The 23,757-nt window shown below is 61.9% G+C and carries 21 protein-coding genes and 1 tRNA gene; 14 read left to right on the forward strand and 8 right to left on the reverse strand.

The window, feature by feature from the left end; all coding sequences use genetic code 11:
- Positions 1–150 precede the first annotated feature (150 nt).
- Positions 151–669, reverse strand: coding sequence for an RDD family protein (locus ACB030_RS13485; protein WP_289978797.1), 519 nt, complete (start codon positions 667–669; stop codon positions 151–153).
- A 142-nt stretch (positions 670–811) separates the two neighbouring features.
- On the opposite strand from ACB030_RS13485, the gene ACB030_RS13490 reads away from it, so the two are divergent.
- Positions 812–896: transfer RNA gene (locus tag ACB030_RS13490), tRNA-Leu, on the forward strand.
- Positions 897–1,106: 210 nt separating this feature from the next.
- Here ACB030_RS13490 and ACB030_RS13495 read toward each other — a convergent pair.
- Complete coding sequence (locus tag ACB030_RS13495; protein WP_371160442.1) at positions 1,107–1,475, reverse strand: VOC family protein; 369 nt, start codon at positions 1,473–1,475, stop codon at positions 1,107–1,109.
- Between the two features lie 560 nt (positions 1,476–2,035).
- Between ACB030_RS13495 and amt the strand changes: the two genes are divergently transcribed.
- From amt to ACB030_RS13510, 3 genes are all read left to right on the forward strand, one after another.
- Positions 2,036–3,463: an ammonium transporter gene (amt, locus tag ACB030_RS13500; RefSeq protein ID WP_371160444.1), complete on the forward strand. Its 1,428-nt coding sequence runs from the start codon at positions 2,036–2,038 to the stop codon at positions 3,461–3,463.
- Between the two features lie 234 nt (positions 3,464–3,697).
- Positions 3,698–5,050: a 23S rRNA (uracil(1939)-C(5))-methyltransferase RlmD gene (gene rlmD, locus ACB030_RS13505; RefSeq protein WP_371160446.1), complete on the forward strand. Its 1,353-nt coding sequence runs from the start codon at positions 3,698–3,700 to the stop codon at positions 5,048–5,050.
- A 187-nt stretch (positions 5,051–5,237) separates the two neighbouring features.
- A complete protein-coding gene (locus ACB030_RS13510; RefSeq protein WP_371160448.1) occupies positions 5,238–5,411 on the forward strand; it encodes a hypothetical protein in 174 nt (57 codons plus the stop codon).
- On the opposite strand, the gene tppF is transcribed toward ACB030_RS13510, so the two are convergent.
- Positions 5,380–5,994 (reverse strand): type IVa pilus pseudopilin TppF, encoded by a 615-nt coding sequence (gene tppF, locus ACB030_RS13515; protein WP_371160588.1) that lies wholly within the window; start codon positions 5,992–5,994, stop codon positions 5,380–5,382. The two genes, ACB030_RS13510 and tppF, sit on opposite strands and share 32 nt — an antisense overlap.
- Positions 5,995–6,034: 40 nt before the next feature.
- Here tppF and ACB030_RS13520 point away from each other — a divergent pair, with 40 nt between their 5' ends.
- From ACB030_RS13520 to deoD, 7 genes are all read left to right on the forward strand, one after another.
- Complete coding sequence (locus tag ACB030_RS13520) at positions 6,035–6,826, forward strand: TatD family hydrolase (RefSeq protein ID WP_371160450.1); 792 nt, start codon at positions 6,035–6,037, stop codon at positions 6,824–6,826.
- Positions 6,827–7,035: 209 nt separating this feature from the next.
- Positions 7,036–8,310, forward strand: a complete 1,275-nt coding sequence (locus ACB030_RS13525; RefSeq protein WP_205643093.1) for a NupC/NupG family nucleoside CNT transporter — start codon at positions 7,036–7,038, stop codon at positions 8,308–8,310.
- A 123-nt stretch (positions 8,311–8,433) separates the two neighbouring features.
- Entirely contained in the window at positions 8,434–8,604 is a 171-nt protein-coding gene (locus ACB030_RS13530) for a XapX domain-containing protein (protein WP_042652065.1), read from the forward strand.
- 389 nt (positions 8,605–8,993) lie between these two features.
- Complete coding sequence (deoC, locus tag ACB030_RS13535; protein WP_303809455.1) at positions 8,994–9,767, forward strand: deoxyribose-phosphate aldolase; 774 nt, start codon at positions 8,994–8,996, stop codon at positions 9,765–9,767.
- 82 nt (positions 9,768–9,849) lie between these two features.
- Positions 9,850–11,181, forward strand: a complete 1,332-nt coding sequence (gene deoA / locus ACB030_RS13540; RefSeq protein WP_025325641.1) for a thymidine phosphorylase — start codon at positions 9,850–9,852, stop codon at positions 11,179–11,181.
- 14 nt (positions 11,182–11,195) lie between these two features.
- Positions 11,196–12,404 carry a phosphopentomutase gene (locus ACB030_RS13545; RefSeq protein ID WP_371160453.1) on the forward strand — a complete coding sequence of 403 codons (1,209 nt, stop codon included), beginning with the start codon at positions 11,196–11,198 and terminating at the stop codon, positions 12,402–12,404.
- 77 nt (positions 12,405–12,481) lie between these two features.
- Positions 12,482–13,195 carry a purine-nucleoside phosphorylase gene (gene deoD / locus ACB030_RS13550; protein WP_139436901.1) on the forward strand — a complete coding sequence of 238 codons (714 nt, stop codon included), beginning with the start codon at positions 12,482–12,484 and terminating at the stop codon, positions 13,193–13,195.
- Between the two features lie 293 nt (positions 13,196–13,488).
- Here deoD and ACB030_RS13555 read toward each other — a convergent pair whose 3' ends face one another.
- The 3 genes from ACB030_RS13555 to ACB030_RS13565 form a co-directional block, all read right to left on the reverse strand.
- Positions 13,489–14,418, reverse strand: coding sequence for a DUF2950 domain-containing protein (locus tag ACB030_RS13555; protein ID WP_371160455.1), 930 nt, complete (start codon positions 14,416–14,418; stop codon positions 13,489–13,491).
- 11 nt (positions 14,419–14,429) lie between these two features.
- Positions 14,430–16,106, reverse strand: coding sequence for a DUF3300 domain-containing protein (locus ACB030_RS13560; protein ID WP_371160457.1), 1,677 nt, complete (start codon positions 16,104–16,106; stop codon positions 14,430–14,432).
- Between the two features lie 476 nt (positions 16,107–16,582).
- Positions 16,583–17,221, reverse strand: coding sequence for an AhpA/YtjB family protein (locus ACB030_RS13565; protein ID WP_371160459.1), 639 nt, complete (start codon positions 17,219–17,221; stop codon positions 16,583–16,585).
- 126 nt (positions 17,222–17,347) lie between these two features.
- Here ACB030_RS13565 and serB point away from each other — a divergent pair, with 126 nt between their 5' ends.
- Complete coding sequence (gene serB, locus ACB030_RS13570; RefSeq protein WP_371160461.1) at positions 17,348–18,352, forward strand: phosphoserine phosphatase SerB; 1,005 nt, start codon at positions 17,348–17,350, stop codon at positions 18,350–18,352.
- A gap of 29 nt (positions 18,353–18,381) precedes the next feature.
- A complete protein-coding gene (locus tag ACB030_RS13575) occupies positions 18,382–19,287 on the forward strand; it encodes an alpha/beta fold hydrolase (protein WP_106885027.1) in 906 nt (301 codons plus the stop codon).
- A 92-nt stretch (positions 19,288–19,379) separates the two neighbouring features.
- On the opposite strand, the gene ACB030_RS13580 is transcribed toward ACB030_RS13575, so the two are convergent.
- On the reverse strand, positions 19,380–21,749 hold the full coding sequence (locus ACB030_RS13580) for a PilZ domain-containing protein (protein ID WP_371160464.1): 2,370 nt from the start codon (positions 21,747–21,749) through the stop codon (positions 19,380–19,382).
- A 100-nt stretch (positions 21,750–21,849) separates the two neighbouring features.
- Between ACB030_RS13580 and radA the strand changes: the two genes are divergently transcribed.
- A complete protein-coding gene (gene radA / locus ACB030_RS13585; protein WP_025325651.1) occupies positions 21,850–23,214 on the forward strand; it encodes a DNA repair protein RadA in 1,365 nt (454 codons plus the stop codon).
- Positions 23,215–23,271: 57 nt separating this feature from the next.
- On the opposite strand, the gene ACB030_RS13590 is transcribed toward radA, so the two are convergent.
- Positions 23,272–23,655: a PilZ domain-containing protein gene (locus ACB030_RS13590; RefSeq protein ID WP_371160590.1), complete on the reverse strand. Its 384-nt coding sequence runs from the start codon at positions 23,653–23,655 to the stop codon at positions 23,272–23,274.
- Between the last annotated feature and the right edge of the window lie 102 nt (positions 23,656–23,757).

Consider the following 23,757-nt stretch of genomic DNA (forward strand, 5'->3'; position numbering starts at 1 on the left):
GCCTCGATAGCGGTGTTATGGGAGGGCTGGTTTAGGTTAGAGACCCTCCTTGAAGGCTATGAACTGGCGCTGTCTCTTGCGCATCAACAGTTGTGATCAAGAGACAGCCCACTGGGTGCCCTTCTTGTTTCTCATCTCGTACTCACCTGATCACTTGTTCAGCTGCTCCAGGTTCTCCTGCTTGCTCAGCACCACCACTTCACACTCGGCCCAGATGTCCTGGAAGGCGCGGGGCCGCTCGCGGTTGAACACGCACATCAGGTTGCCGAGGCCGAAGGCCGAGGTCGCGAGCCGGATCAGGGCCTGGGTGATGCGAATGTTGCTGCCGTCCAGGTTCTGGATGCGCAGACGCCAGGCACGCATGCCGATGGTCTGGCCGGCGCGGGTCCAGAACCAGGTGTAGAAGCCGCAGATCACCAGGGCGAGCCAGGCGCTGTAGAGAGGGCTGGTCAGCAGCCAGGCCGCATCCTTGCCCTCCGGGACTGTCGCCATCCCGGTGGCCAGCAGCAGTTGTGCCACCCCCATGCCGATGAAGCCGGCGATGATCAGCAAGGCGATGACCACCAGGTAGTCATAGAGCAGGGCACCCAGGCGCCGCAGCAGGCCGGCCGAAGGGTGCTGGTGCTGGGGGGGAGGCTGGAGAGAGGAGGGGGTCTTACGCTTGGCCATGATGATTATTCCATTAATATGATGCGGGCATTCTATGTAACTGGCCGAACATCGGCAAGGCGTTGAATAATTGAGCAAACGGCGGCCACACAAGAAAAACACCTTGCATGCCAAAACGCCATTCGTATAATCCCTCGCAGTTGCCCGGGTGGCGAAATCGGTAGACGCAGCGGATTCAAAATCCGCCGTTGCAAGACGTGTCGGTTCGAGTCCGACCCCGGGCACCATTCAGATTCCATGACAAAAGGCCATCCTCGCGGATGGCCTTTTGTTTTTCCGGGTGGTCTGGATATTTGTACCCTCAGACTCTCAGACTCTCAGACTCTCAGACTCTCAGACTCTCAGACTCTCAGACTCTCAGACTCTCAGACTCTCAGACTCTCAGACTCTCAGACTCTCAGACTCTCAGACTCTCAGACCCTCAGACCCTCAGACCCTCAGTCGATATTCTGCGCGATGCGCCACAGCACGCCGGAGGGGTCGTACAGGCAGAATTCCTTCATGCGCCAGGGCTGGGTGGCGATCTCGGTCACCCGGACGCCGTAGCGACTGGCGACCTGGCTCGCCTCCACCTGGGCCCGCCAGGCGGCCACGTCCTCCACCAGGATATGCATCATGAAGTGCTCGGCCAGCGCCTCGTGGTAATGGTCCTGCAGCAGGAAGCTCACCTCCCCGAAATGGAAGTAGGCCACCCCGTCGCCGTCGGAGGCCAGGGTGAACCCGAGATCCTGATAGAACTGCCTGGAGAGGCTGAAGTCGCGGGCAGGCACGAATGCCTTGATTTCGGTCACGGTGAGATTGGGCATGGGTTCCTCGTTCGGCTGACAGGGCAAGCCTGGTTGCGCCAGTATGGCCCGGCAGATCGGGGGCAGGCCAGATCCGGCGTTGCATCCCCCTCTGTGATCCCCTCCTTCCCCTCAGATGGGTGATGCCCACCCGCTGCCATCATTTGATTTTTTCATGCAAAGGCATCTTTCATTTGTTTAATAAATGATCGCGAGGGAAAAACGGGCCAGCCGAGCCCCCATTGCCCCGGGCCATCCCCCGCCAGTCCTGCCATTGTGCCATCTTGGTGCATCCCCCCGGCACTGCACAGCCGAAGTGCGCCCCCCTGACTGTTAGTGGGCAGGGTGCGCCAAGATGGTGCGTCAATGAGGCTGCCTTTACATAAACAACTGAAAATAAAGGTTTAAATTTATTGGCCTGCTTTATGCTTTAAACAAACCATATCGCCATGAAGAGCCCGCCGCGTCATGCCCGAGGGGGCGGGCAAGCTGGATGTGACGATGGGTGCAAGTGGCCAAGTTTGACATTCATATCAGGAAATGGACCCGGCCGGGTGCCGGGACGACAAGGAGAGGGCTGTATGTTCAAGAGACTCGTAATGACTGGCCTGCTGGCGCTGAGCGCCACCATGGCCGCCCCAGGTTGGGCCGAAGAGGTGGCCGTGCAGGCCGAGGTGGTGCAGGCTGCCGCGACCGTGACCATCAACAAGGGGGACAACACCTGGCTGATGCTGGCGTCCGCCCTGGTGATCCTGATGTCCATCCCGGGGCTGGCCCTGTTCTACGGTGGCCTGGTGCGCGCCAAGAACATGCTGAGCGTGCTGATGCAGGTGTTCACCCTGTTCTGCCTGATCACAGTGCTCTGGGTCATCTACGGCTATTCGCTGACCTTCACCGAGGGTAGCGCTTTCTACGGCTCCTTCGACAAGTTGCTGCTGGTCGGGGTGACGCCTGAGTCGATCGCCGCCACCTTCAGCAAGGGGGTGGGGATCAGCGAGTTCATCTATGTGGTGTTCCAGGGGGCCTTTGCCGCCATCACCTGCGGGCTCATCGTCGGTGCTTTCGCCGAGCGGATGAAGTTCTCTGCCGTGCTGCTGTTCGCCGTGATCTGGTTCACCTTCGCCTACATTCCGATGGCGCACATGGTGTGGTACTGGGCCGGTCCGGATGCCTACACGGATGCCGCCGCCGCCGAGGCCGCCGGTGCCACCGCAGGCTATCTGTTCCAGCACGGCGCCCTCGATTTCGCCGGCGGCACTGTGGTGCACATCAACGCGGCGGTCGCCGGTCTGGTCGGTGCCTTCATGGTCGGCAAGCGGGTCGGCTACGGTCGTGATCCCATGGCCCCCCACAGCCTGACCATGACCATGATAGGGGCCGCCCTGCTGTGGTTCGGCTGGTTCGGCTTCAACGCCGGCTCCGCGCTGGAAGCCAACGGCACGGCCGCCCTGGCCTTCGTCAACACCTGGCTGGCGCCGGCGGGTGCCGCGCTCTCCTGGACCTTGGCCGAATGGGTGATGAAGGGTCGTCCCTCCCTGTTGGGCGCCGTGTCCGGTGCGGTGGCGGGCCTGGTGGCCATTACTCCCGCCGCCGGTTTCGTCGGTGTCGGTGGTGCCCTCATCATAGGTCTGCTGAGCGGTGTGGCCGGTCTGTGGGGGGTGCATGGTCTCAAGCGCCTGCTGGGGGCCGATGACAGCCTGGATGTGTTCGGCCTGCACGGGGTGTGCGGTATCCTGGGGGCCGTGCTGACCGGGGTGTTCGCCAGCCCGGATCTGGGGGGCACCGGGGTGTGGGACTATGTGACCAACCAGGTGGCCGAGGGCTACTCCATCCTGACCCAGGTGAAGATCCAGGTCATAGGTGTGCTGGTGACGGTGGCATGGACTGCCCTGGTCTCCGCCGTGGCCTACAAGCTGGTGGATCTGCTGATTGGCCTGCGGGTCAAGGAAGATGCCGAGCGGGAAGGGCTGGATGTCACCAGCCATGGGGAGAAAGCCTACAGCCTGTGATCCCCTCAGGCGCCCGTTGACCACCTGCCGCCGGCCTTGTCCGGCGGTTTTTTTATGGCGGCCCATGAGGCGCCGCCCATCCAGAGTTCCCTGATCCTGCCCGTTGTTATTTCCTTCAAGGGATGTTTTATGCCTGCAATTTGGCCGGATCTCCGCTAAACTCTGCCACCCTTTATTTGGGGTAGCCGGGTCAGCCCTGCTTCCACCCTTTCTTCTATGCCTTCGGAGCCGCTCATGCCGTTAGTGGGACACCAACATCAGATCGATATTCAGGAACTGACCGACAAGGGGGATGGCAAGGGTCGCCTGTTCGATCGCCCCCTGTTTGTCGAGGGTCTGCTGCCCGGTGAGCAGGCGCTGGTCGAGTTGACCGAGGTCAAGCCGAACTATCTGCACGGCAAGCTGGTCGAGCTGACCCAGCCGTCCGCCGACAGGGTTCCCGATTTCTGCCCCAACACCGAGTGCGGCGGCTGCCAGGTGCGCCCGCTGGCCTATCCGGCCCAGCTCAAGCTGAAGCAATCCCTGGTGCAGAGCGCGCTGGAGCAGGTCGGGCTGGGTGACACCACCGTCAACCCCATCCTCGGCATGGACAGCCCCTTCGCCTACCGCAACAAGGCGCAGTACGCCGTGCGTGGCAGCGAGGCGGGCGCCGAGATCGGCTTCTATCGCAAGCACTCCCATGACCTCATCACCGCCGACGACTGCGCGGTGCAGGACTCCCTGCACGTGGAGCTCAATGCCCGGGTGCGCGGCTGGATGCGCGCGCATGACATTGCCGCCTATGACGAGGTGGCCCACACCGGCTGCGTGCGCAATCTGATGACCCGCAAGGGCTTCAAAAGCGGCGAGCTGATGGTGGTGCTGGTGACCCTGGGTGAGGCGCTGCCCTTCGAGGCCGAACTGCTGGCGGCCCTGAGGGATCTGCCCATCACTACCCTGGTGCAGAACATCAATGACGAGCGCACCAACCGCATCCTGGGGACGAGCAACCGCGTGCTGCTGGGGGAAGGGGTGATCCGCGACAAGATCCACGAGCTCGCGTTCGAGATCTCGCCCCTCTCCTTCTTCCAGAACAACCCGAGCCAGACCGATGTGCTCTACTCCAAGGCGCTGGAATACAGCGAGCTGACCGGCAACGAGACGGTGTTCGACATCTATTGCGGCATCGGCACCATCTCCCTGTTCCTGGCTGGCAAGGCCGCCAAGGTGGTGGGCATAGAGTCGGTGGAGAGCGCCATCTCCGATGCCCGCCGCAACGCCGCCCTCAACGGCATAGAGCACACCGAATTCCACGTGGGCAAGGCCGAGCAATTGATGCCCGAGCTGCACGCCCAGGGCGTGACCGCCGACGTGGTGGTGATGGATCCGCCCCGCAAGGGCTGTGACAAGGCGGTGCTGCAGACCCTGGTCGCCATGGCGCCGCGCCGTCTGGTCTATGTCTCCTGCAACCCCCAGACCCTGGCCCGGGATCTCGCCTGGCTGGTCAAGCAGGGCTTCGTACTGGACGAGGTGCAGCCGGTGGACATGTTCCCGCACTCCATGCACGTGGAAGCGGTCGCCCGCCTGAGCCTGCCGGCCAAGGAATAAATGGCATTAGCCAGATGGCTCTGATAAAAACGACTCCAAATGGAGTCGTTTTTTATGGCCGGCCGGGAGCCTGATATGAGCATCGTTTGGCCGAGGTGGAGGATGCCGCCGATCCGGTAGCACTGGCCCGGTGAGGGTGCCCGGGGCAGGTGGTGTCAGGAGAGTGACCGAAGCAAGGAGGGATCTTATGAAAGGCGTGTTGTTGCGTTGGCTGGCTCGCTACGATGCCTGGTGTCAGGAGTGGGGACTGGTGCCCGAGAACCGGCGCTGCTGCGCGCCGGTGCGTCATGATGAGGACGAGGATAAGTCAGACAAGGGCGAGGGCGGCCTCACTGAAAATTGCGCGTCACGGCGCCGCTGACGCTGTTGTAGTCAAAGCTCAATCCATCCGGGTAGGCTGGGAAGCGGCCAATGGAATCGCGCAGGGTATAGCGGCAGTTGTCGTGGCGAAGCGTGCCATCAGCCTGCCCGTTTGCCTGGATGAGCCGGGAGATGTAATCACTCTTTGAATCGGTATGGAGTTCATCGGCCGCCGTCAGATCGGTGTCGAGCAGGGCGCCGAACAGGCTCTCGCAGTCATCCCAGCTGTTGACGGAGATCTGATCGCTGTCGCCACCGGGAAATACGACATCAGGCCCCTGACCATCCTGATCCTCCTTGGTGCCCACCGGCCAGCCGTGGCTGTTGATGTCGAGATCCTGCTTGCCCATGCCGCTAAAGTTATAGAGTGCCAACGGCTCCCCCTTCACCTTGACCGCCCAGCCCGCATGGGCAAGCTGCACCGCGCTGGCGAAGCTGCCGGCGGTGGCGGCAACCGTGCTCTTGAGCGCATCATCCTTGATATTGATAAAGCGGGGCATCGCCGTTACGGCCAGGACCCCCAGCACTATGATGACCATCACCAGTTCTATCAGGGTAAAGCCATGGTTCGAGCGTTTCATTATTGAGTAGACCCATCAAGTACGACAAACAGGTGAAAGCGACATGCAACTGATCGATACCCACTGCCACCTCGATTTTCCGGTCTTCGATACCGATCGGGAGGCGTTGCTGGCCCAGTGGCGCCAGTTGGGGGTGGGCGAGTATATCATCCCCGCCGTGGGAGAGGAAAACTGGGGGCGGGTGATGGCGCTGGCCGAGCGTCATGATGATATTCGTTATGCTCTGGGGATACATCCCTGGTATGTGGGGGCCCAGACGGAGGGGGCGTTGGCAAGGCTGGCGGCCCTGCTGGCGGACAAGCCCCGTAAGCTGGTGGCCATCGGCGAATGCGGGCTGGACTTGCGCACCCAGGTGCCCCAGGAGGGGCAGCTTGAGCTGTTCGAGGCGCAAGTGAGGCTGGCCATGGCCCATGATCTGCCCCTCATCGTCCACTCGGTGCGGGCCAATGACACTGTCGCCAAGATCCTGCGGCGCTTCAAACCGGCGAGGGGGGGCGTCATCCACGCCTTCAGCGGCTCTCTGCATCAGGCCGAGGCGTTCTGGCAGCTGGGTTTCAGGCTGGGGATAGGTGGCGTCATCAGCTATGAGCGGGCCAACAAGACCCGGGAGGCGATCCGCGACATGCCGCTGGAGGCCTTGCTGCTGGAAACCGATGCCCCCGACATGCCGCTGCAGGGGCGCCAGGGAGAGATCAACACTCCAGCCAGTCTGCCAACCATAGCCCGGTTGTTGGCGCAATTGCGGCAGCAACCGTTGGCGGATGTTATTTCGGTGTTACATGAATCCACTCTGCGGCTTTTCCCGCGGGCGACCATGGATTTAACGGATTATTAACCTGTGATGCCGATGTGATAAAAAACAGGGCCCATAAAAATCGTTTGCGGTCTAATTAAACGACGTTCAACCCATTTCAGGCTTATAAAATGTGACCAGTATTCTATTTTGTCGCACCGTAATTAGTATAATGCGCACCCTTGATTAGCGGCTTTAATACACAAAACGTTAACAAGCTGGCAGGTGCTACCAAAGAGGAAGTGTTAATAATGAATCTGATAATGGGTCTGGTAGGGATGGCGACGCTCATCCTGATTGCGGTGCTGTTCTCCAGCAATCGCAAGGCAATAAAAATTCGTACCGTGGGTGGCGCCTTTGCCATTCAGGCTGGTCTGGGTGCCTTCGTGCTGTACGTCCCGGTTGGCCGGGATATTCTGGTGAGCGTGTCCAGCGCCGTCTCCAGCGTCATCGGTTATGGTCAGAACGGCATCGAATTCCTGTTCGGTGGTCTGGTCAGCAACAAGATGTTCGAAGTGTTCGGTGGCGGTGGTTTCATCTTCGCCTTCCGTGTACTGCCCGTCATCATCTTCTTCTCTTCCCTGATCGCGGTTCTCTATTACCTCGGCATCATGCAGTGGGTGATCAAGCTGCTGGGTGGTGGTCTGCAGAAGGTGCTGGGTACCTCCCGTACCGAATCCCTGTCTGCCACTGCCAACATCTTCGTCGGCCAGACTGAAGCCCCGCTGGTGGTGCGTCCCTTCATCTCCAAGATGACCGACTCCGAGCTGTTCGCCGTCATGTGTGGTGGCCTGGCCTCCGTTGCCGGCTCCGTGCTGGCGGGTTACGCCTCCATGGGCGTCAAGATGGAATACCTGATCGCCGCCTCCTTCATGGCTGCCCCGGGTGGTCTGCTGTTCGCCAAGCTGCTGGTACCGGAAACCGAGACCCCGAGCTACGACGAGAACAATGCCGATGGCGATCTGGATGACAAGCCTGCCAACGTGATCGACGCCGCCGCTGCCGGTGCCTCCGCCGGTCTGCAACTGGCCCTGAACGTGGGTGCCATGCTGTTGGCCTTCATCGGCCTGATCGCCATGATCAACGGCATCTTCTCCGGCGTGGGTGGCTGGTTCGGCATGCCTGAGCTCTCCCTGGAGCTGCTGCTGGGCTGGCTGTTCTCCCCGCTGGCCTTCCTGATCGGTGTGCCCTGGAGCGAAGCCGTGGTGGCCGGTTCCTTCATCGGTCAGAAGCTGGTGGTGAACGAGTTCGTGGCTTACCTGAACTTCGCCCCCTATCTGAAGGATGAAGTGCTGATCAACGGCGTGGCCATGTCCGACCACACCAAGGCCATCATCTCCTTCGCCCTGTGCGGCTTCGCCAACCTGTCCTCCGTTGCCATCCTGCTGGGTGGTCTGGGCTCCATGGCACCGAACCGTCGCGGCACCATCGCCAAGTTCGGTCTGAAGGCCGTGCTGGCCGGCTCTCTGTCCAACCTGATGTCTGCCACCATCGCAGGCTTCTTCCTGGCACTGACAGCCATGTAATGCTTGTCTGACAGACAAGTTGAAACGAGCGCCACAGCGAAAAGCTGTGGCGTTCTCGTTTGGGGCGGTGACAACCGTTTTCCTTTCTAGACTAATAATAAAATGAGTCAAATCGGAGGTTTTATGAATGAAGTGCTACTGGCGATTGCGGCCGGCTTTATCGTTGGCCTGTTGTTTTCTTTCCTCAAGTTGCCGATCCCGGCACCTCCCGTACTGTCGGGGGTAATGGGGATTGTGGGGGTCTATCTGGGGGGGATTGCCTACTCCTGGATCCTGACCCGCTTCTTCTCTTAAGCACCTTTCAGTGCTGGATTTGCCGGGTGTGAGGTACCTCTGAAATTGGCAAATCCGGCTTGCAAACAGGGGGTATCTCGGCTGAAATAGGCGATGCCAGCAGGGTGCTGGCATTGACTAATACCCACATGAGGTGGGTGTTGGCGGTCAAATGGAATTGATTGGGAAGTCGGGTCTGCGGTTGTCGGCCTTTCTCAAGTCTTCATGGAACCAAGTCCGCACTTTTGTAAGAAAGTGACAGGGCTCTTGCCTTATTTGCAGCCGTATTGCCTGTGCATTTGCGCTGTAATTCCATATCCCGTTCGTCCGGGATCTTTCCTCGCCGATCCTGTGTGTTCGGTGGTGGCGGATCGCGGGTGGAGGGACTTATCGAGACTTTGGAGAACAAAATGACTGATCTGAAACTGGCCGCCCAACGCGCCCTGAACCTGATGGACCTGACCACCCTGAACGATGACGACACCGATCAGAAGGTCATCGACCTGTGCCGCAAGGCCAAGTCCCCGGCCGGCCTCACCGCCGCCGTCTGCATCTATCCCCGTTTCATCCCTATTGCTCGCAAGACCCTGCGTGAGATCGGCGCCGCCGACGTGCGCATCGCCACCGTGACCAACTTCCCTCACGGCAACGACGACATCGAGATCGCCGTGGCTGAGACTCGCGCCGCCGTCGCCTACGGTGCCGATGAAGTGGACGTGGTGTTCCCGTACCGCGCCTTCATGGCCGGCAATGAACAGGTCGGCTTCGATCTGGTCAAAGCTTGTAAGGAAGCCTGTGGCGACAAGGCACTGCTGAAAGTGATCATCGAGACCGGCGAGTTGAAGGAAGAGGCGCTGATCCGTCGTGCCTCCGAGATCTCCATCGACGCCGGTGCCGACTTCATCAAGACCTCCACCGGCAAGGTGCCGGTCAATGCGACCCCGATCGCTGCCCGCATCATGATGGAAGTGATCAAGGCCAAGAACCCGAAGGTGGGCTTCAAGCCTGCTGGTGGCGTGAAAGACGCAGCCGTTGCCGGTCAGTACCTGGCCATGGCCGAAGAGATCCTGGGCAAGGACTGGGTCTCCCCGCGCACCTTCCGCTTCGGCGCCTCCAGCCTGCTGGCCAGCCTGCTGGCGACCCTGGGCCACGGCGACAAGCCGGCCAATACCAGCGGTTACTAAGCGGTGTAGGGGGCGGCCTGCCGCCCCCTCTTCGGATCCAGTTCGGTCTGTGTTCGTGCAAGGCGCACGGAGGGAATGAAAGATGTTTTTGCCTCAAGAAATTATTCGCAAGAAGCGCAACGGTGAAGCGCTCAGTACCCAAGAGATTCAATTCTTCGTCCAGGGCATTACCAACAACAGCATCGGCGAGGGCCAGATTGCGGCGCTGGCCATGGCGGTCTACTTCAAGGACATGACCATGGATGAACGGGTCGCCCTGACCTGTGCCATGCGCGACTCCGGCATGGTGCTGACCTGGGATCACCTGAATCTGGGCGGCCCCATCGTCGACAAGCACTCCACCGGCGGCGTGGGTGACGTCGTCTCCCTGATGCTGGGCCCCATGGTCGCCGCCTGCGGTGGCTTCGTGCCCATGATCTCCGGCCGTGGCCTGGGCCACACCGGCGGCACCCTGGACAAGCTGGACGCCATTCCCGGCTACCAGACCTCGGTCGACAACGATCGCTTCCTGAAGGTGGTGAAAGAGGCGGGTGTGGCCATCATTGGCCAGACCGGCGATCTGGCCCCGGCGGACAAGCGTATCTATGCGGTACGCGACATCACGGCCACCGTCGAATCCATCGCCATGATCACCGGCTCCATCCTCTCCAAGAAGCTCGCCTCCGGGCTCGAAGCCCTGGTGATGGATGTGAAAGTGGGCTCAGGCGCCTTTATGCCGACCTTCGAAGCGTCCGAAGAGCTGGCCAAGAGCATAGTGGCCGTGGCCAACGGTGCTGGCTGCCGCACCTCTGCGCTCTTGACCGACATGAACCAGGTGCTGGCCTCCAGCGCAGGCAACGCGGTCGAAGTGCGCGAGGCGGTGCGCTATCTGACCGGTGAGTATCGCAACCCGCGCATCCACGAAGTGACTATGGCGCTCTGTGCCGAGATGCTGATCTCCGCCAAGCTTGCGAGCGACGAGCAGGACGCCCGTGCCAAGCTGCAGGCGGTGCTGGACAACGGCAAGGCCGCCGAGATCTTCGGTCGCATGGTGACCGGCCTCGGTGGTCCGGCGGACTTCATGGAGCGCTACGACGCTTACCTGCCCAAGGCCGGTATAGTGCGCCCCGTGTATGCGGCGCAGAGCGGCTTCGTGACCGCCATGGATACCCGTGAACTGGGCCTGGCCGTGGTCGCCATGGGCGGTGGTCGCCGCGCCGCCGGGGACAAACTCGATTATGCGGTCGGTCTGACCGACTTTATCCGCCTGGGGCAGAGCGTCGAGGCTGACAAGCCGCTTGCGCTGATCCACGCTCAGACAGAAGCTCAATTTGCCGAGGCCGCCCGCATGGTGCAGGCAGCCGTCAAGATCGGTGACACCCGACCAGAGGCACTGCCCGAGGTTTACCGTCGCATCGGTCTGGCCGATTTGTAACAAGGGGAAGACCCATGAAACGTACCTTTATTCTGATGATGGACTCCTTCGGTATTGGCGCTGCCGCCGATGCCGAGAAGTTCGGAGATGTGGGCGCCAACACCCTTGGCCATATCGCCAAGGCCTGCGCTGCGGGTGACATTGAAGGCCGTGGCGCCCTCAACCTGCCCAACCTCAACAAGCTGGGTCTGGGCCACGCAGGGGAGCAGGCTTCCGGCTACTTCCCGGCTGGCTTGAAGAAAGATATCGAGGTAGTCGGTGCCTACGGCTTCGCCCAGGAGCTCTCCTCCGGCAAGGACACCCCGTCCGGCCACTGGGAGATCGCCGGCGTGCCCGTCCTGTTCGAGTGGGGTTACTTCCACGATCACCATAACAGCTTCCCCCAGGAGCTGCTGGACGCCATCGTCGAGAAGGCGGGTCTGCCGGGTTACCTCGGCAACTGCCACGCCTCCGGCACCCAGGTACTGGATGACTTGGGCGAAGAGCACATGCGGACCGGCAAGCCGATCCTCTACACCTCTGCCGACTCCGTGTTCCAGATCGCCTGCCACGAAGAGACCTACGGCCTCGAGAAGCTGTACGAGCTGTGCCACATAGTGCGTGAGCTGCTGGAGCCCTACAATATCGGCCGCGTCATCGCGCGTCCGTTCGTGGGCAGCGGCAAAGGCAACTTCAAGCGCACCGGCAACCGTCACGACTACTCAGTGCTGCCGCCGGCGCCGACCGTGCTGGACTACATGAAGGATGCGGGGGGCCAGGTGGTCTCCATCGGCAAGATTGCCGACATCTATGCCCAGCAGGGCATCACCAAGCAGGTGAAGGGCACCGGCCTGACCGAGCTGTGGGACAGAACCCTGGAAGAGGTGAAAGCGGCCGGTGACAACACCATCGTCTTCACCAACTTCGTGGACTTCGACTCCTCCTACGGCCACCGCCGTGACGTCAAGGGCTACGCCGATGCGCTGGAGTATTTCGACTCCCGCCTGCCGGAGCTGTTCGAGATACTGCAAGATGGCGATGTGGTGGTGCTGACCGCCGACCACGGCTGCGATCCGACCTGGAATGGCACCGATCACACCCGTGAATACATTCCGGTGCTGTTCTACGGCAAGCCGGTCAAGGCCGGTTCCGTCGGCCGCCGTGAGACCTTCGCCGACATCGGCCAGAGCATAGCGGCCTACCACGGTCTGCCCAAGCTGCAATACGGCACCAGTTTCCTGTAACTGACCCGCCCGCCACTTCGGCGGCGGGCAATTTTATAAAACAATAAAACTCAACCTAGTGTGAAGGAATCAAGAGAATGGCAACTCCTCATATCAATGCAAAAGATGGCGCCTTTGCTGACACAGTGCTGATGCCGGGCGACCCCCTGCGTGCCAAGTACATCGCCGAGACCTTCCTCGAGAACGTCGAGCAGGTGTGTGACGTGCGCAGCATGCTCGGCTTCACCGGTACCTACAAGGGCCGTCGCATCTCCGTCATGGGCCACGGCATGGGCATCCCATCCTGCTCCATCTACGCAAAAGAGCTGATCACCGACTACGGCGTGAAGACCCTGATCCGCGTGGGCTCCTGTGGCGCCGTGCGTGAAGACGTGAAACTGCGTGACGTGGTGATCGGCATGGGTGCCTGCACCGACTCCAAGGTCAACCGTCTGCGCTTCAAGGATCACGACTTCGCCGCCATCGCCGACTTCGACCTGGTTGCCAATGCCGTGCAGGCCGCCAAGAACAAGGGCACGCCGGTGCGCGTGGGCAACATCTTCTCCGCCGACCTGTTCTACACCCCGGACCCCTCCATGTTCGACGTCATGGAAAAATACGGCATCCTGGGTGTCGAGATGGAAGCCGCCGGCATCTACGGCGTGGCCGCAGAGTACGGTGCCCGTGCCCTGACCATCTGCACCGTCTCCGATCACATCCGTACCGGCGAGCAGACCAGCTCCGAAGAGCGTCAGCTGACCTTCAACGACATGATCGAAATCGCGCTGGACTCCGTGTTGCTGGGTGACTGATCCCGCGGCTTCGGCTTCCATGCAAAACGGCGACCCTGGGGTCGCCGTTTTTTATGCCTCATTGGGGGAGTCAGCCCGGAGGGCCCGCTGTGCCATCTATCTTTTCTGGCCGCCCACCACGAGTTCAACACCATGAAACGACGGCATATTCTGACTCAGTTGCTCGTCATTCTGATGCCGAACATCGCGTTGGCCAGCGAGGGAGCGGCTGGTCCTGCATCCCCTCCTGTGATCTCAATCACGCCGCTCTCGACCCATGCTATTCGCCAAAATTCGATGGTGGATAAAGAGCCCTAATCACCCTCTTCGCTCACCACCAGCGACCAGCTCTCATCGGGATTGAACAGCTGAATTGCCTCAACGGCCGTTGCCGTGTCAGCCCCGAGATCCTTTTGATAAACCCGCCCCTCGTGATTCACCATGAAGGTCATCACCCCGCTGTTGGCATAATCGGCTGGCCAGGCGATCAGGGCGACACCGTCTCTTAATTGCCCTTCGACAAAGTACTCTTTACTCCCCCCATTGGCCGCAGCCCCCTGGGCATACAGGATACGGTAGTAGTAGCCATGATAGGGGGTACGTTGGCCGACCACGGCCTTGTAGCCCTCTGCAGCGGCACTGACGACCTCCTCTCCGGCCGGGCTGGCTGGTTCCCCCTCGCCTACGGGCCAATAGAGTCCATTTTGTTGGCCTGCATCACTGCGCAGTTTTGCCGCAAAGAGTCCCGCGGGTTGGCCATCATGCCCCATGGCGGCGTACTCTATCTGTGCGTCGATAAAACCACGGCACACCGCAATCGCCCCCAACTCATTCCGGCCGATGCGGCGATAGACGATCTCTTTGGCCCCTGCGGCGCCATCGAGATACCACTTGCCATCTGCTGCCACGAGGGGGATGGGCAGTGGCCAATCCGACTCCCCCACGACCAGGATCATTTTATCCTTACCGTCGGCCACCAGTTGGTGCTTGCTCTTGAAGCTCGCGACGAAGGCGGCGCGATCATTGGCATCGGCCACCTCATCCCCCGAGGTGATGGCCTCCGCACTATTTTCGCCGAGCAACAGCGTCAGTGCGGTGACATCGTTCCGCTCCAGGGCCGTGAACAGGGCCTGCACCGCCTCATCCGGAGTGGCGAAGGTGCGCTGTGCCATGGCGCTTGCGTTGCAGGCAACGGTCAGAGCCAGCAGGGCCAACGCCCATGAGGGGGCCCAACTCCATTTCAACAAAGGCTTCATTATCGCGTACTCCGTCTGGGTTGAGTGTTGCGCCCGGCATGCGCGCTACTAGCCACACTCTCGCGCCCACGTTGGCTGGCGGCGCGCTCGGTTCTACCCGTATTCTGTACCCCTTGGAAGGCACTCTTTGAGGCAGCTGGTGCTCTGCGCGTCGCCGTCTGTGCTGCGCTCTTGCTGTGAGTGGCGCGTGGCTGGACATGGCCGCGATCACGCGCTCCAGCGGTCTGTGGTGTGATTTGCTGCCGCTTGACCCTGTCTCCTGCGTAGTCGCCCTGGCGCGGCGTGCGTTGGGCCACATTCGCCTCCCTGTTCGCCTGTCTGGCGTCGCGCGTCGCGTTGGCAGTTTCGTTTTTGGGTTGGCGGTTGGCTCCCGCATAGCTTCCCTTCGGCGCGGTTGCGCGAGCCTCTCTGTTCGCCTCGTTGACCGCGCGCGGTGCGCCGGCGTATTCGCCTTCAGGCTGGCGATTGGCCCCCGCATAACTCCCCTTCGGTGCGGCATCTCGTCGGGCCGTTCCTGCCGCGTTACTCAGCGGGCGTTGTTCCAGGGTAGCGAGCTCAGAGCGCTGGGGGCGCGCCGCCGTGATGGGGCTGTCGGCCTGGCGCAGGTAGTTGTTGGGGCCGCGCTCAAACTTGTTGAAGTAGTCGTCCCCCTGGGCGTTGATATAAATATTGTTGTTGGAGCCCCGCTGATAGTTGACCGGACGGTTGTAGCCATTGGCGGGACGGAAACCATTGCCATAGTTGGGGTTATACCGATAGGGAACATAGCCGTCGGGATAACCCGAACCCCACCGCGGGTAATAGTAATCGCCCTCATCATCATCGTCGTTGAAGACCTCGTTGACCAACATGCCCGCACCAAAGGCGAGCAAGCCCGTCAAGACCATATCGCCGCGGTCGTATTCATCCTCGTCGTCGTCATCATGTTCCACCACTGTCGTGGTGGTTGTCGCAGGCGCGGTCGTTGTCGTGGTTGCTGTGGTCACCGGCGCGGCAGCCGGTCCGGCAGCCGGCGGGCTATAGGCGGCGGTTGGGTCGTATTGCGGGACATAAATGACGTCAGGGTTGGCAGGCGCAATGGTGACGATCTGCTGATTGTTCTGCTCATCCTTGGCCACTTTCATCTGCTCTGAGTCTTTCAGGTTGCCCACCTCCATCGCCTGTTGGCGCAGACGCTGAACGGCTGCCAATACGCCCGGCTCATCGGCCAGGAAGGCACTGCCCAGCTCGGTCGTCCACTCCATCTTCAAGCACATCATGTCCATGACGGTCGGGAAGTGCATCAACGACATGGTGGGCGGCGTAAAGCCCAGCGGCGCAATGGCGGCGGTCAGCTCTTTCCCCTTGAGATTGGGGTGGGCGACCAGCCAGTTGCCGGCATCGAGCACCTCTTGCGGATTGGTGGCGCTGGCCAGCACCTGAGCCAATACCGCATCGGGGTAAAGGGCTATGGGCGCAAGCAGGGTCTCGAGCGCCTCTGGGGTATATTTGGATGCTTGTGTGCCAATAGGCTGAGGCTGCCCTTGCGGTGCGACCGCAGCGCTGGTTGTGCTGGAGGCCGCGCTGGGCTGGACACTCTGCGTGACGGGAGGGGGCTCCTCCTTGCAGGCAGCCAATATCGTGCCGAGGGCGATCACGGCCGCCAACGCGCTACGGCGAAATAGGGGGTGCTTCATGACCTTGTTTCCTTCTGCTGGAGTGGCTGATGCGCCTTTGCCTGAAGATGTCCACAAACGTTGTATCTCATTGCACTCAATGCGGGCGTCTCATACCGAAAACATAAACCACGAATCGAGTTCACACCCCAAACCGGCTGGAAAGGGGTAAAAAATTCCTTTGCTTCTGTCTCAAGCTACGCCTGACATCCTGGATGTCACCAAGGTCAGGTGGGCAGAGCTGAGAAGCTAAGGGTTATGGGATACCGCCTTCGGTGGTGATCGAGATTCAATCAAGGCACTTGGGGATGGAGCAGATCGAGGCGCAGCACAGCTGGCTGGACAGGCTGGTCGAGGAACTACGGCATGAGGTGATCGTGGCACGTCACGTCGTTAACGAGCGCTTCAGCGGCGCCAAGCGTCACGATGCCCTGTTCGAGCAGAGACTCGAACCGCTGGGGGCAATAACAGGACCAAGGGGTTTCGCGAACGGCGCCTTATTCGATGCCGGGTGGCGGGGCGTTGTCGGCAGAGGTCTGACTCTGCACCGATCGCTTCTTGTGCTTGCGCACTCGCATGTAGTTGCGGCGCACCCCGTAGGAGATGAGCAGGCCGGCCAGCAGCATCACCAGCAGCATCAGCCGCTGTTTCTCCTGATTCACCTTGAGATGAGTATCCTGCGCGGCGAGCAGCTTCTGCTCCTCCAGGGTGATCCTCAGGTAGCCCAGGGTCAGGTTACCCTCCTGGATCTCCTGCACGAACTGGGTGCGCCCCTTGCCCTGCTCCGGCAGGGACTTGTTGTCGGTGCCGATGGGCAACAGGTTCTCGAGGGGAACGGCCTGATCCGACTGGGCGAGGGGAATGCCGCGGGCGTCGTAGAGGGTGACGTCGAGGATCTCGGGCTCGGCGGCCAGATCCTGTGCCAGCCGCTCCAGCTCGCTCTCCTTGTCTTCCTTGAGCCAGCGCCGCATGTCCCGGGCGGCGTAGGCGACCAGCGCCTGGGCCCTGTCCCGCGCCGCGCTGTGCAATGCGGCCTGGCTTGCTCCCTGCATGTGGACCATCAGCACCAGCACCCAGAGACCGAGCAGGATCCCTGCCGCCAGGCTGATAACACGTTTGATGGGGAGATGACGCACAGCGCTGAGCCTCTCGGGGTGGATGAACAATGGTGAGGGATCTTGGCGCTTGCCTGTACAAAAAGCAATACGCTACTCTGGGCCCGCATGATGAACCCCATGATCCCCAAGGAAGGCGTCTCTCTTATGTTGTTGTCCCAACTTCCCCGCTCCCCGCACGACTGGTCCCAGGCTCTGTGCGGTGCTCCCTGCTGGCAGCTCACCCCCGAGGCCCTGTTGCCCGCGGCCAGTGCCCATGACGGCGCCTGGCTGGTGCTGTTTGGCAAGACGCTCTGTGCCCGCCACCTGACACAGGTGGCGAGGCTGCTGGCAGACCATGGAGTCGAGACCAGCCTCTATCCCCTGGGGGAGCAGGCCGGTGTGCCCCTGCTGCTGCTCGGCGCCAGCCGTTTCTCCCCCGAGCTGGTGCAGGCCCTCAAGGGGCTGGAGTGGGACATAGATGCCTGCCATCTCGCCGCCTTGCCCACCCTGGCGATCCCCGGGCTGCTGGTGATGGACATGGATTCCACCGCGATCCGGATCGAGTGCATCGATGAGATAGCTCGTCTGGCCGGGGTGGGTGAGCAGGTGGCGGCGGTGACGGCGGCGGCCATGCAGGGCAAGCTGGAGTTTGCCGACAGCCTGCGCAACCGGGTCGCCCTGCTGAAGGGGGCCCCTGTCGCCATCCTCGATGAGGTGGCGACCGCCATGCCCTGGATGCCCGGCTTGCAGCTGATGGTCGACACCCTCAAGCAATCGGGTTGGACAGTGGCGATCGCCTCCGGCGGCTTTACCCGTTTCGCCGGCGAACTGCAGCAGGCGCTGGGGCTGGACGCCATCTTCGCCAACGAGCTGGCGGTGGAGGGGGGCCTGCTGACCGGTCAGGTGAGCGGCCCCATAGTGGATGCCGCCGCCAAGGCCGAGGCGCTGCTACAACTGGCACAGGAGCATGGGATCCCCGCCAGCCAGACGGTGGCGGTCGGCGATGGCGCCAACGATCTCAAGATGATGGGGGTGGCCGGGCTTGGCATCGCCATCCACGCCAAGCCCCTGGTGCGAGCCCAGGCGGCCGCCACCCTCAATCACCATGATCTGGAAGGGGTGCTCTGCCTGCTCGGTGCGCTCGCCTGCCGCGACCGGCGCTGGAGTTGAAACCCGCTCAAGGAGGAGCAGAAAACAAAATGGAACTGTTGCAACAATCCCTGTTTGTCCCCTGTGGCGAACATCGGCTCCACGTGCGCCATATTCAGCCAGGTGTCGCCGTCCATGCCGATCCCATCCTGATGGTGCACGGCGCCATCGAGAACGGGCGTATCTTCTACACCGAATCCGGCAAGGGGCTGGCCTGTTTTCTGGCCAGACACGGCTATCAGGTGTACGTGGCCGATCTGCGTGGACGAGGCCAGAGCACACCGGCCATCGCCGAGCGTGCCGGCCACGGCCAGCATGAGTTGATCACCGAGGATCTGCCGGCGCTGCAGCACTGGGTGGCGGCGCGTCATCCCGCGGCCAGGGTGCACTGGATGGCCCACTCCTGGGGCGGGGTCATCATGGCCTCGACCCTGGTGCGCTTCCCCGAGCTGGCGGATCAGATAGCGAGCCTGGTGTTCTTCGGCACCAAGCGGGGGGTCTCGGTGCAGAGCCCCGAGCGCTGGCTGAAGGTGGACCTGATCTGGAACCGGCTGGCGCCCTGGCTGGCGCGCCGCCAGGGTTTTCTGGCTGCCCGCAAGTTGAAGATAGGGGCCGATGACGAGCCCTTGCGTTACCTGCAGGAGACCATTCCCTGGGTGAAATGCGGGCCCTGGCAGGATCCCCACGACGGCTTTGCCTATGACGAGGCCGCCGCCAGGGTGAGCTGGCCGCCGCTCTGGATGATCTCGGCCAAGGCGGACAAGGTGCTGGGGCACCCCACAGACGTGCGCCGCTTCAGTGCCGAGATGGGGTCGGCGACCCGCCACACCCGCCTCGGTCGGGATAACGGCAACCGGCTCGATTACGATCACATCAACATGCTGACGGCGCCCCAGGCCCAGGAGGATCACTTCCCCGAGATCCTCGCCTGGCTGCTCAACCCCCAGGCGGCCTGAGCGCTAGCTGAAACGGGCAGCCATCTGCCCACTACCTGTCCCTGATACCGACACCTGATGGCTGAGGTCACCCGGGGGCGGCTTCTTTTGGGCTACTTCGCCGGGGGCTTGATGCCGAGCCGGAACAGGGTGGCCTCAGTGGTATCGGTCAGCTCACCGACCCCCACCACGCTCCACAGCTCCTCTTCCAGCTGCTTGGCCTTGTGAATGGCGAACTTGGCGATGTAGTCCAGCTCCCCCGCGATGAAGCTGGTGTCGGGGCGACCGGTGCGGGAGATGCCGACCAGCACCGAATAGAACTCGCCCTGCTGCAGGGCCAGCTCGATGAAGCGGCGCTTCTGCTCCGGCGAGGCAAAGCTGCTGGCCAGGTGGCTGCGAAACAGGGGGGCGCCGCCCTGGGAGTGCAGGCTGGCGATGTAGACCTCTTCCTCCTCCGGCTTGTCTTCCCGCGCCAGGGTGCGCAATGGGTCGAGCAGCACAGTCTTGAGCAGGGCACCCTGGAACAGGGGGTAGAGGTTCAGCTGCTTCTCCTGCCCGGCGCAGGCCTGCAGCAGGCGGGAGAGGCTGCGCGGTCGGGGGGCCATGCCCACGGCGGCAGGCCTTGCAGCCGCCTTGAGCTTCTTGACATAGACCGGCGAGTTGAACAGGTGGTGGGTATAGAGGTTGCGCAGCGCCCGTGCCATGCCGCGGTAGCGTTTGTGCTCCCGGGTGGTCTTGAGCTTGTTCTGGTTGCTCTCGATCAGCAGGCTGAAGAACTGATGGCCGATGTGGCGCTCCGCCGTGCCTTCGATGCACAGATGCAGCACGGTACGGCTCAAATTGAGGCTGACCAGCCGATAGGGCAGGCGCTGCAAGTCCATGGTCTTGGCAAGCTCCTGCAACCTGGGCAGGGCGACAGTGACTGTCTCTCCCTTCTCCCCCTCGAATGCCTCCTCCAGCTCGATCTGCATGCCATGGGCCGAGATGTCACGGGTCCAGCCGATCCAGGCGCGATCCTTGTGCCTGAGCACGATCGCCGTCTTGTGGACGTAGCGGGCCTCCTTGCGCAGTTGCACATAGTGCAGCGTCTCTATCTCGAAGGGGGCGGCCTGGGTGTCGTGGCCGAAGCGTTGCAAGGCGTTGGCGTTGGGCTGCTGGTTATCGTAGCGGAACTCGCCGCGCTGGTGGTCCAGCCCTATCTCCTGCAGCAGGCCGACATAGCCTATCTGGCCGAGGCGCTCGCGCAGCAGTAAGTCCTGCAACTGGTGCGACTCTCCCTGCTGGCTGTCGAGGTCGGCCTCGGCCAGGGTGCAGGCCTCCAGGCTGAACTTGTAGACGCGCCAGCTGGGGCGACGGGCACCGACCTGGAAGAAGAGGGCGGCCAGGCCGCTCTGCTGCAACTCTTCGCGGGTGGCGGAGAAGAAGTAGAGGTGACTGCGTACCGAGTGGGTGAAGCTGTAGATCAGGGTCTCGCGCAGCCCCCCTTTGGCGGGCAACAGGGAGGGCATGCGCGCAGCCGTGAACAGGCTGGCGAGCATGTCGCGGTTCTTGGCGTCACGCCAGTACTCGAGGATGTGCTGGTTGTTCTCGGTGCGCAGGGCGATCTCGAGGCGAGGGGCGTCGCCCTGGCCGAAGTAGAGCGGCATGCCGGTCATGCGCGGCAGGTAGAACTGCTCGTATCCCTTGATGATGGCGGCCGACAGCAGGTAATCGACACTGACCCGATAGCGGCTGCGGTTGCGCTCGATGAAGTCGCGCAGGAACTCGTCGAAGGCGGGATGCTCGCCGCTTTTCACCAGCCGCAGCCAGAATTTCCCCTCTTTCTGCTCCTCTCCCAGGATCTGGTAGCTGATCGAGTTACGCAGCAGGGGGTGGGGATGTTCGCGCTCCAGGCCGGTGAAGAAGACCTCGATGTGATCGCCCATCTGGTAGTCGGGCAGATAGGGGACCGAGACCCGGATCCCGCCCAGAGAGATGTCCGAACTCTTGGCCTGCAGCTTCTCCCCGCTCGCCAGCTTGAGCACCATGGGGGAGCTGAAGTGCATCCGCTCCTCCTGCCGGCCGTAGTGGCTGGCGAAGGGGATGGCGTTGACGTCGAAGGGGCTGAACGGGCTGACGGGCAGGGAGAGGCTCTCGCTGCGCCCCTGATTGAGCTTGTACCAGGCTTGCAGCGCCTCGTAGACCCCGAGGGTGTAGCTGTCCCGGTAGAGGTAGCACTGGGACTGGAATTGCTCGACGGCCTCGACGGGCATGAAGTGGGTCACCCCTTCGAACTCGTGCACCTGACAGAGGGGGCCCAGTTCGTTGCGCATGTCGATCACCCGCCGACAGGGGGTGCATTTGCGCTTGAGTTCCATCTTCAGCAGGAAGCGGCCGTTGGTATTCTCGTTCTGGGTCAGGCGGTTGAAGATCTCGTCGAAGTCCTTTTCCCGGAGCAGGGGGACAAGTTGTTCTATCAGGTGGAGTGGTTGTTCTGAATCCATGTATTCCTGCCGCGGAAAGTCATTTTTCCGATTCTGGGTTTGATCTGCCGGTCGCAAACCAGTATATCAAGCAGGAATTCATCCTGTCCCCGAGTTATCCATGGCCAAAAACAAAACCGCCTATGTTTGTTCCGAATGTGGCGCCGACTTCACCCGCTGGCAAGGCCAGTGCAGCGAGTGCAAGGAGTGGAACACCATCACCGAGGTCCGGCTGGGCGTCACTACCCCCGGCAAGAGTGCCCGCTACACAGGTTATGCCGGCGCCGTCGGCAGCCAGGTGCAGACCCTGGCCGAAGTGGCGACCACAGAGATCCCTCGCTTCAGTTCGGGCTTCAAGGAGCTGGACCGGGTGCTTGGCGGCGGTGTGGTGCCGGGCTCGGCCATCCTCATCGGTGGCAACCCGGGGGCAGGCAAATCGACCCTGCTGCTGCAGACCATGTGCGGCCTGGCCCAGCGGATGAAGACCCTCTATGTGACCGGGGAGGAGTCCCTGCAACAGGTGGCGATGCGGGCCGGCCGGCTGGGCTTGCCCACCGACAAGCTGCGCATGCTGTCGGAAACCAGCGTGGAGCAGATCTGCATCATCGCCCAGCAGGAGCAGCCGCAGATCATGGTCATCGACTCGATCCAGGTGATGCATGTGGCGGATGTGCAGTCATCCCCCGGCTCAGTCTCCCAGGTGCGCGAATCTGCGGCCCTGCTCACCCGCTATGCCAAGCAGAACCATGTCGCCATCTTCATGGTGGGCCATGTCACCAAGGACGGCACCCTGGCCGGCCCCAAGGTGCTGGAGCACTGCGTCGACTGTTCGGTGCTGCTGGATGGCGCCCACGACTCGCGTTTCCGGACCCTGCGCTCCCACAAGAACCGCTTCGGTGCGGTCAACGAGCTTGGCGTCTTCGCCATGACGGGGCAGGGGATGAAGGAGGTGAGCAACCCCTCCGCCATCTTCCTGAGCCGTGGCGAGGAGCAGGCACCCGGCTCCATCGTCATGGTGATCTGGGAGGGGACGCGCCCCCTGCTGGTGGAGTTGCAGGCGCTGGTGGACTACTCCCAGGTTTCCAACCCGCGCCGGGTGGCGGTGGGCATGGATCATAACCGCCTCGCCATGCTGCTGGCGGTGCTGCACCGTCACGGCGGCTTGCAGATGGCGGATCAGGACGTCTTCATCAACGTGGTCGGCGGGGTCAAGGTCGAGGAGACCAGTGCGGATCTGGCGCTGCTGCTGGCCATGGTCTCCAGCTTCCGGGATCAGCCCCTGCCCAAGGATCTGGTGGTGTTCGGCGAGGTGGGGCTGTCTGGGGAGATCCGGCCCGTGCCCTCTGGCCAGGAGCGGTTGCAGGAGGCGGCCAAGCACGGTTTCCGACGTGCCATAGTGCCTCATGCCAACGCGCCCAAGCATCCCATCGAGGGGATGGAAGTGGTGCCGGTGAAGAAGCTGTCCGACGCCCTCGAGGCCTTGTAACAGCGCAAAAGAGCACAAAAAAGGAGCCTGTGAGGCTCCTTCTTCATTGATGGCGGATCAGGAGGGGGAATTGTGCTCCCTGTGCTCTTGCAGCAGCTGCTCCAGCTCGCGATGCAGCAGCTGCTCTTTACCTATGTTCAGTTCTATCATCCGCTTGAGATGGGTAGCGCTGTCGATGTCGATGTGATGGCAATAGAAACCCAGCTTCTTGCTGGCCTCGTGGGTCAGTTCGACCTGCATCTTGATCTCGATGTCACTGCCGCCCAACATGAAGCAGATCTCGTACTCCTTGTCGTCGCTGCCGACCCAATCCTCGGGCCTGATGAGCAGTGCGCCCTGCAGGGAGACATCCACCAGCTGGGTATGCCACTGGCGCACCCCCTGCGTCAGTTTGGCGGCGGTCAAATAGAAAATTCGGGTAAAGTGGCGGCGCTCGGCCATGTTCATCTCCGGTCTGCGTGGGAGCACAGTGCTAATCATCCGTGCCCCAGAGTGTAATCTAGCTGGTGCACCAGGATGTTGAACTGGCTCCGATATTGAGCA

The sequence above is a fragment of the Aeromonas sp. S16(2024) genome (genome assembly GCF_041403065.1).
GTDB lineage: Bacteria > Pseudomonadota > Gammaproteobacteria > Enterobacterales > Aeromonadaceae > Aeromonas.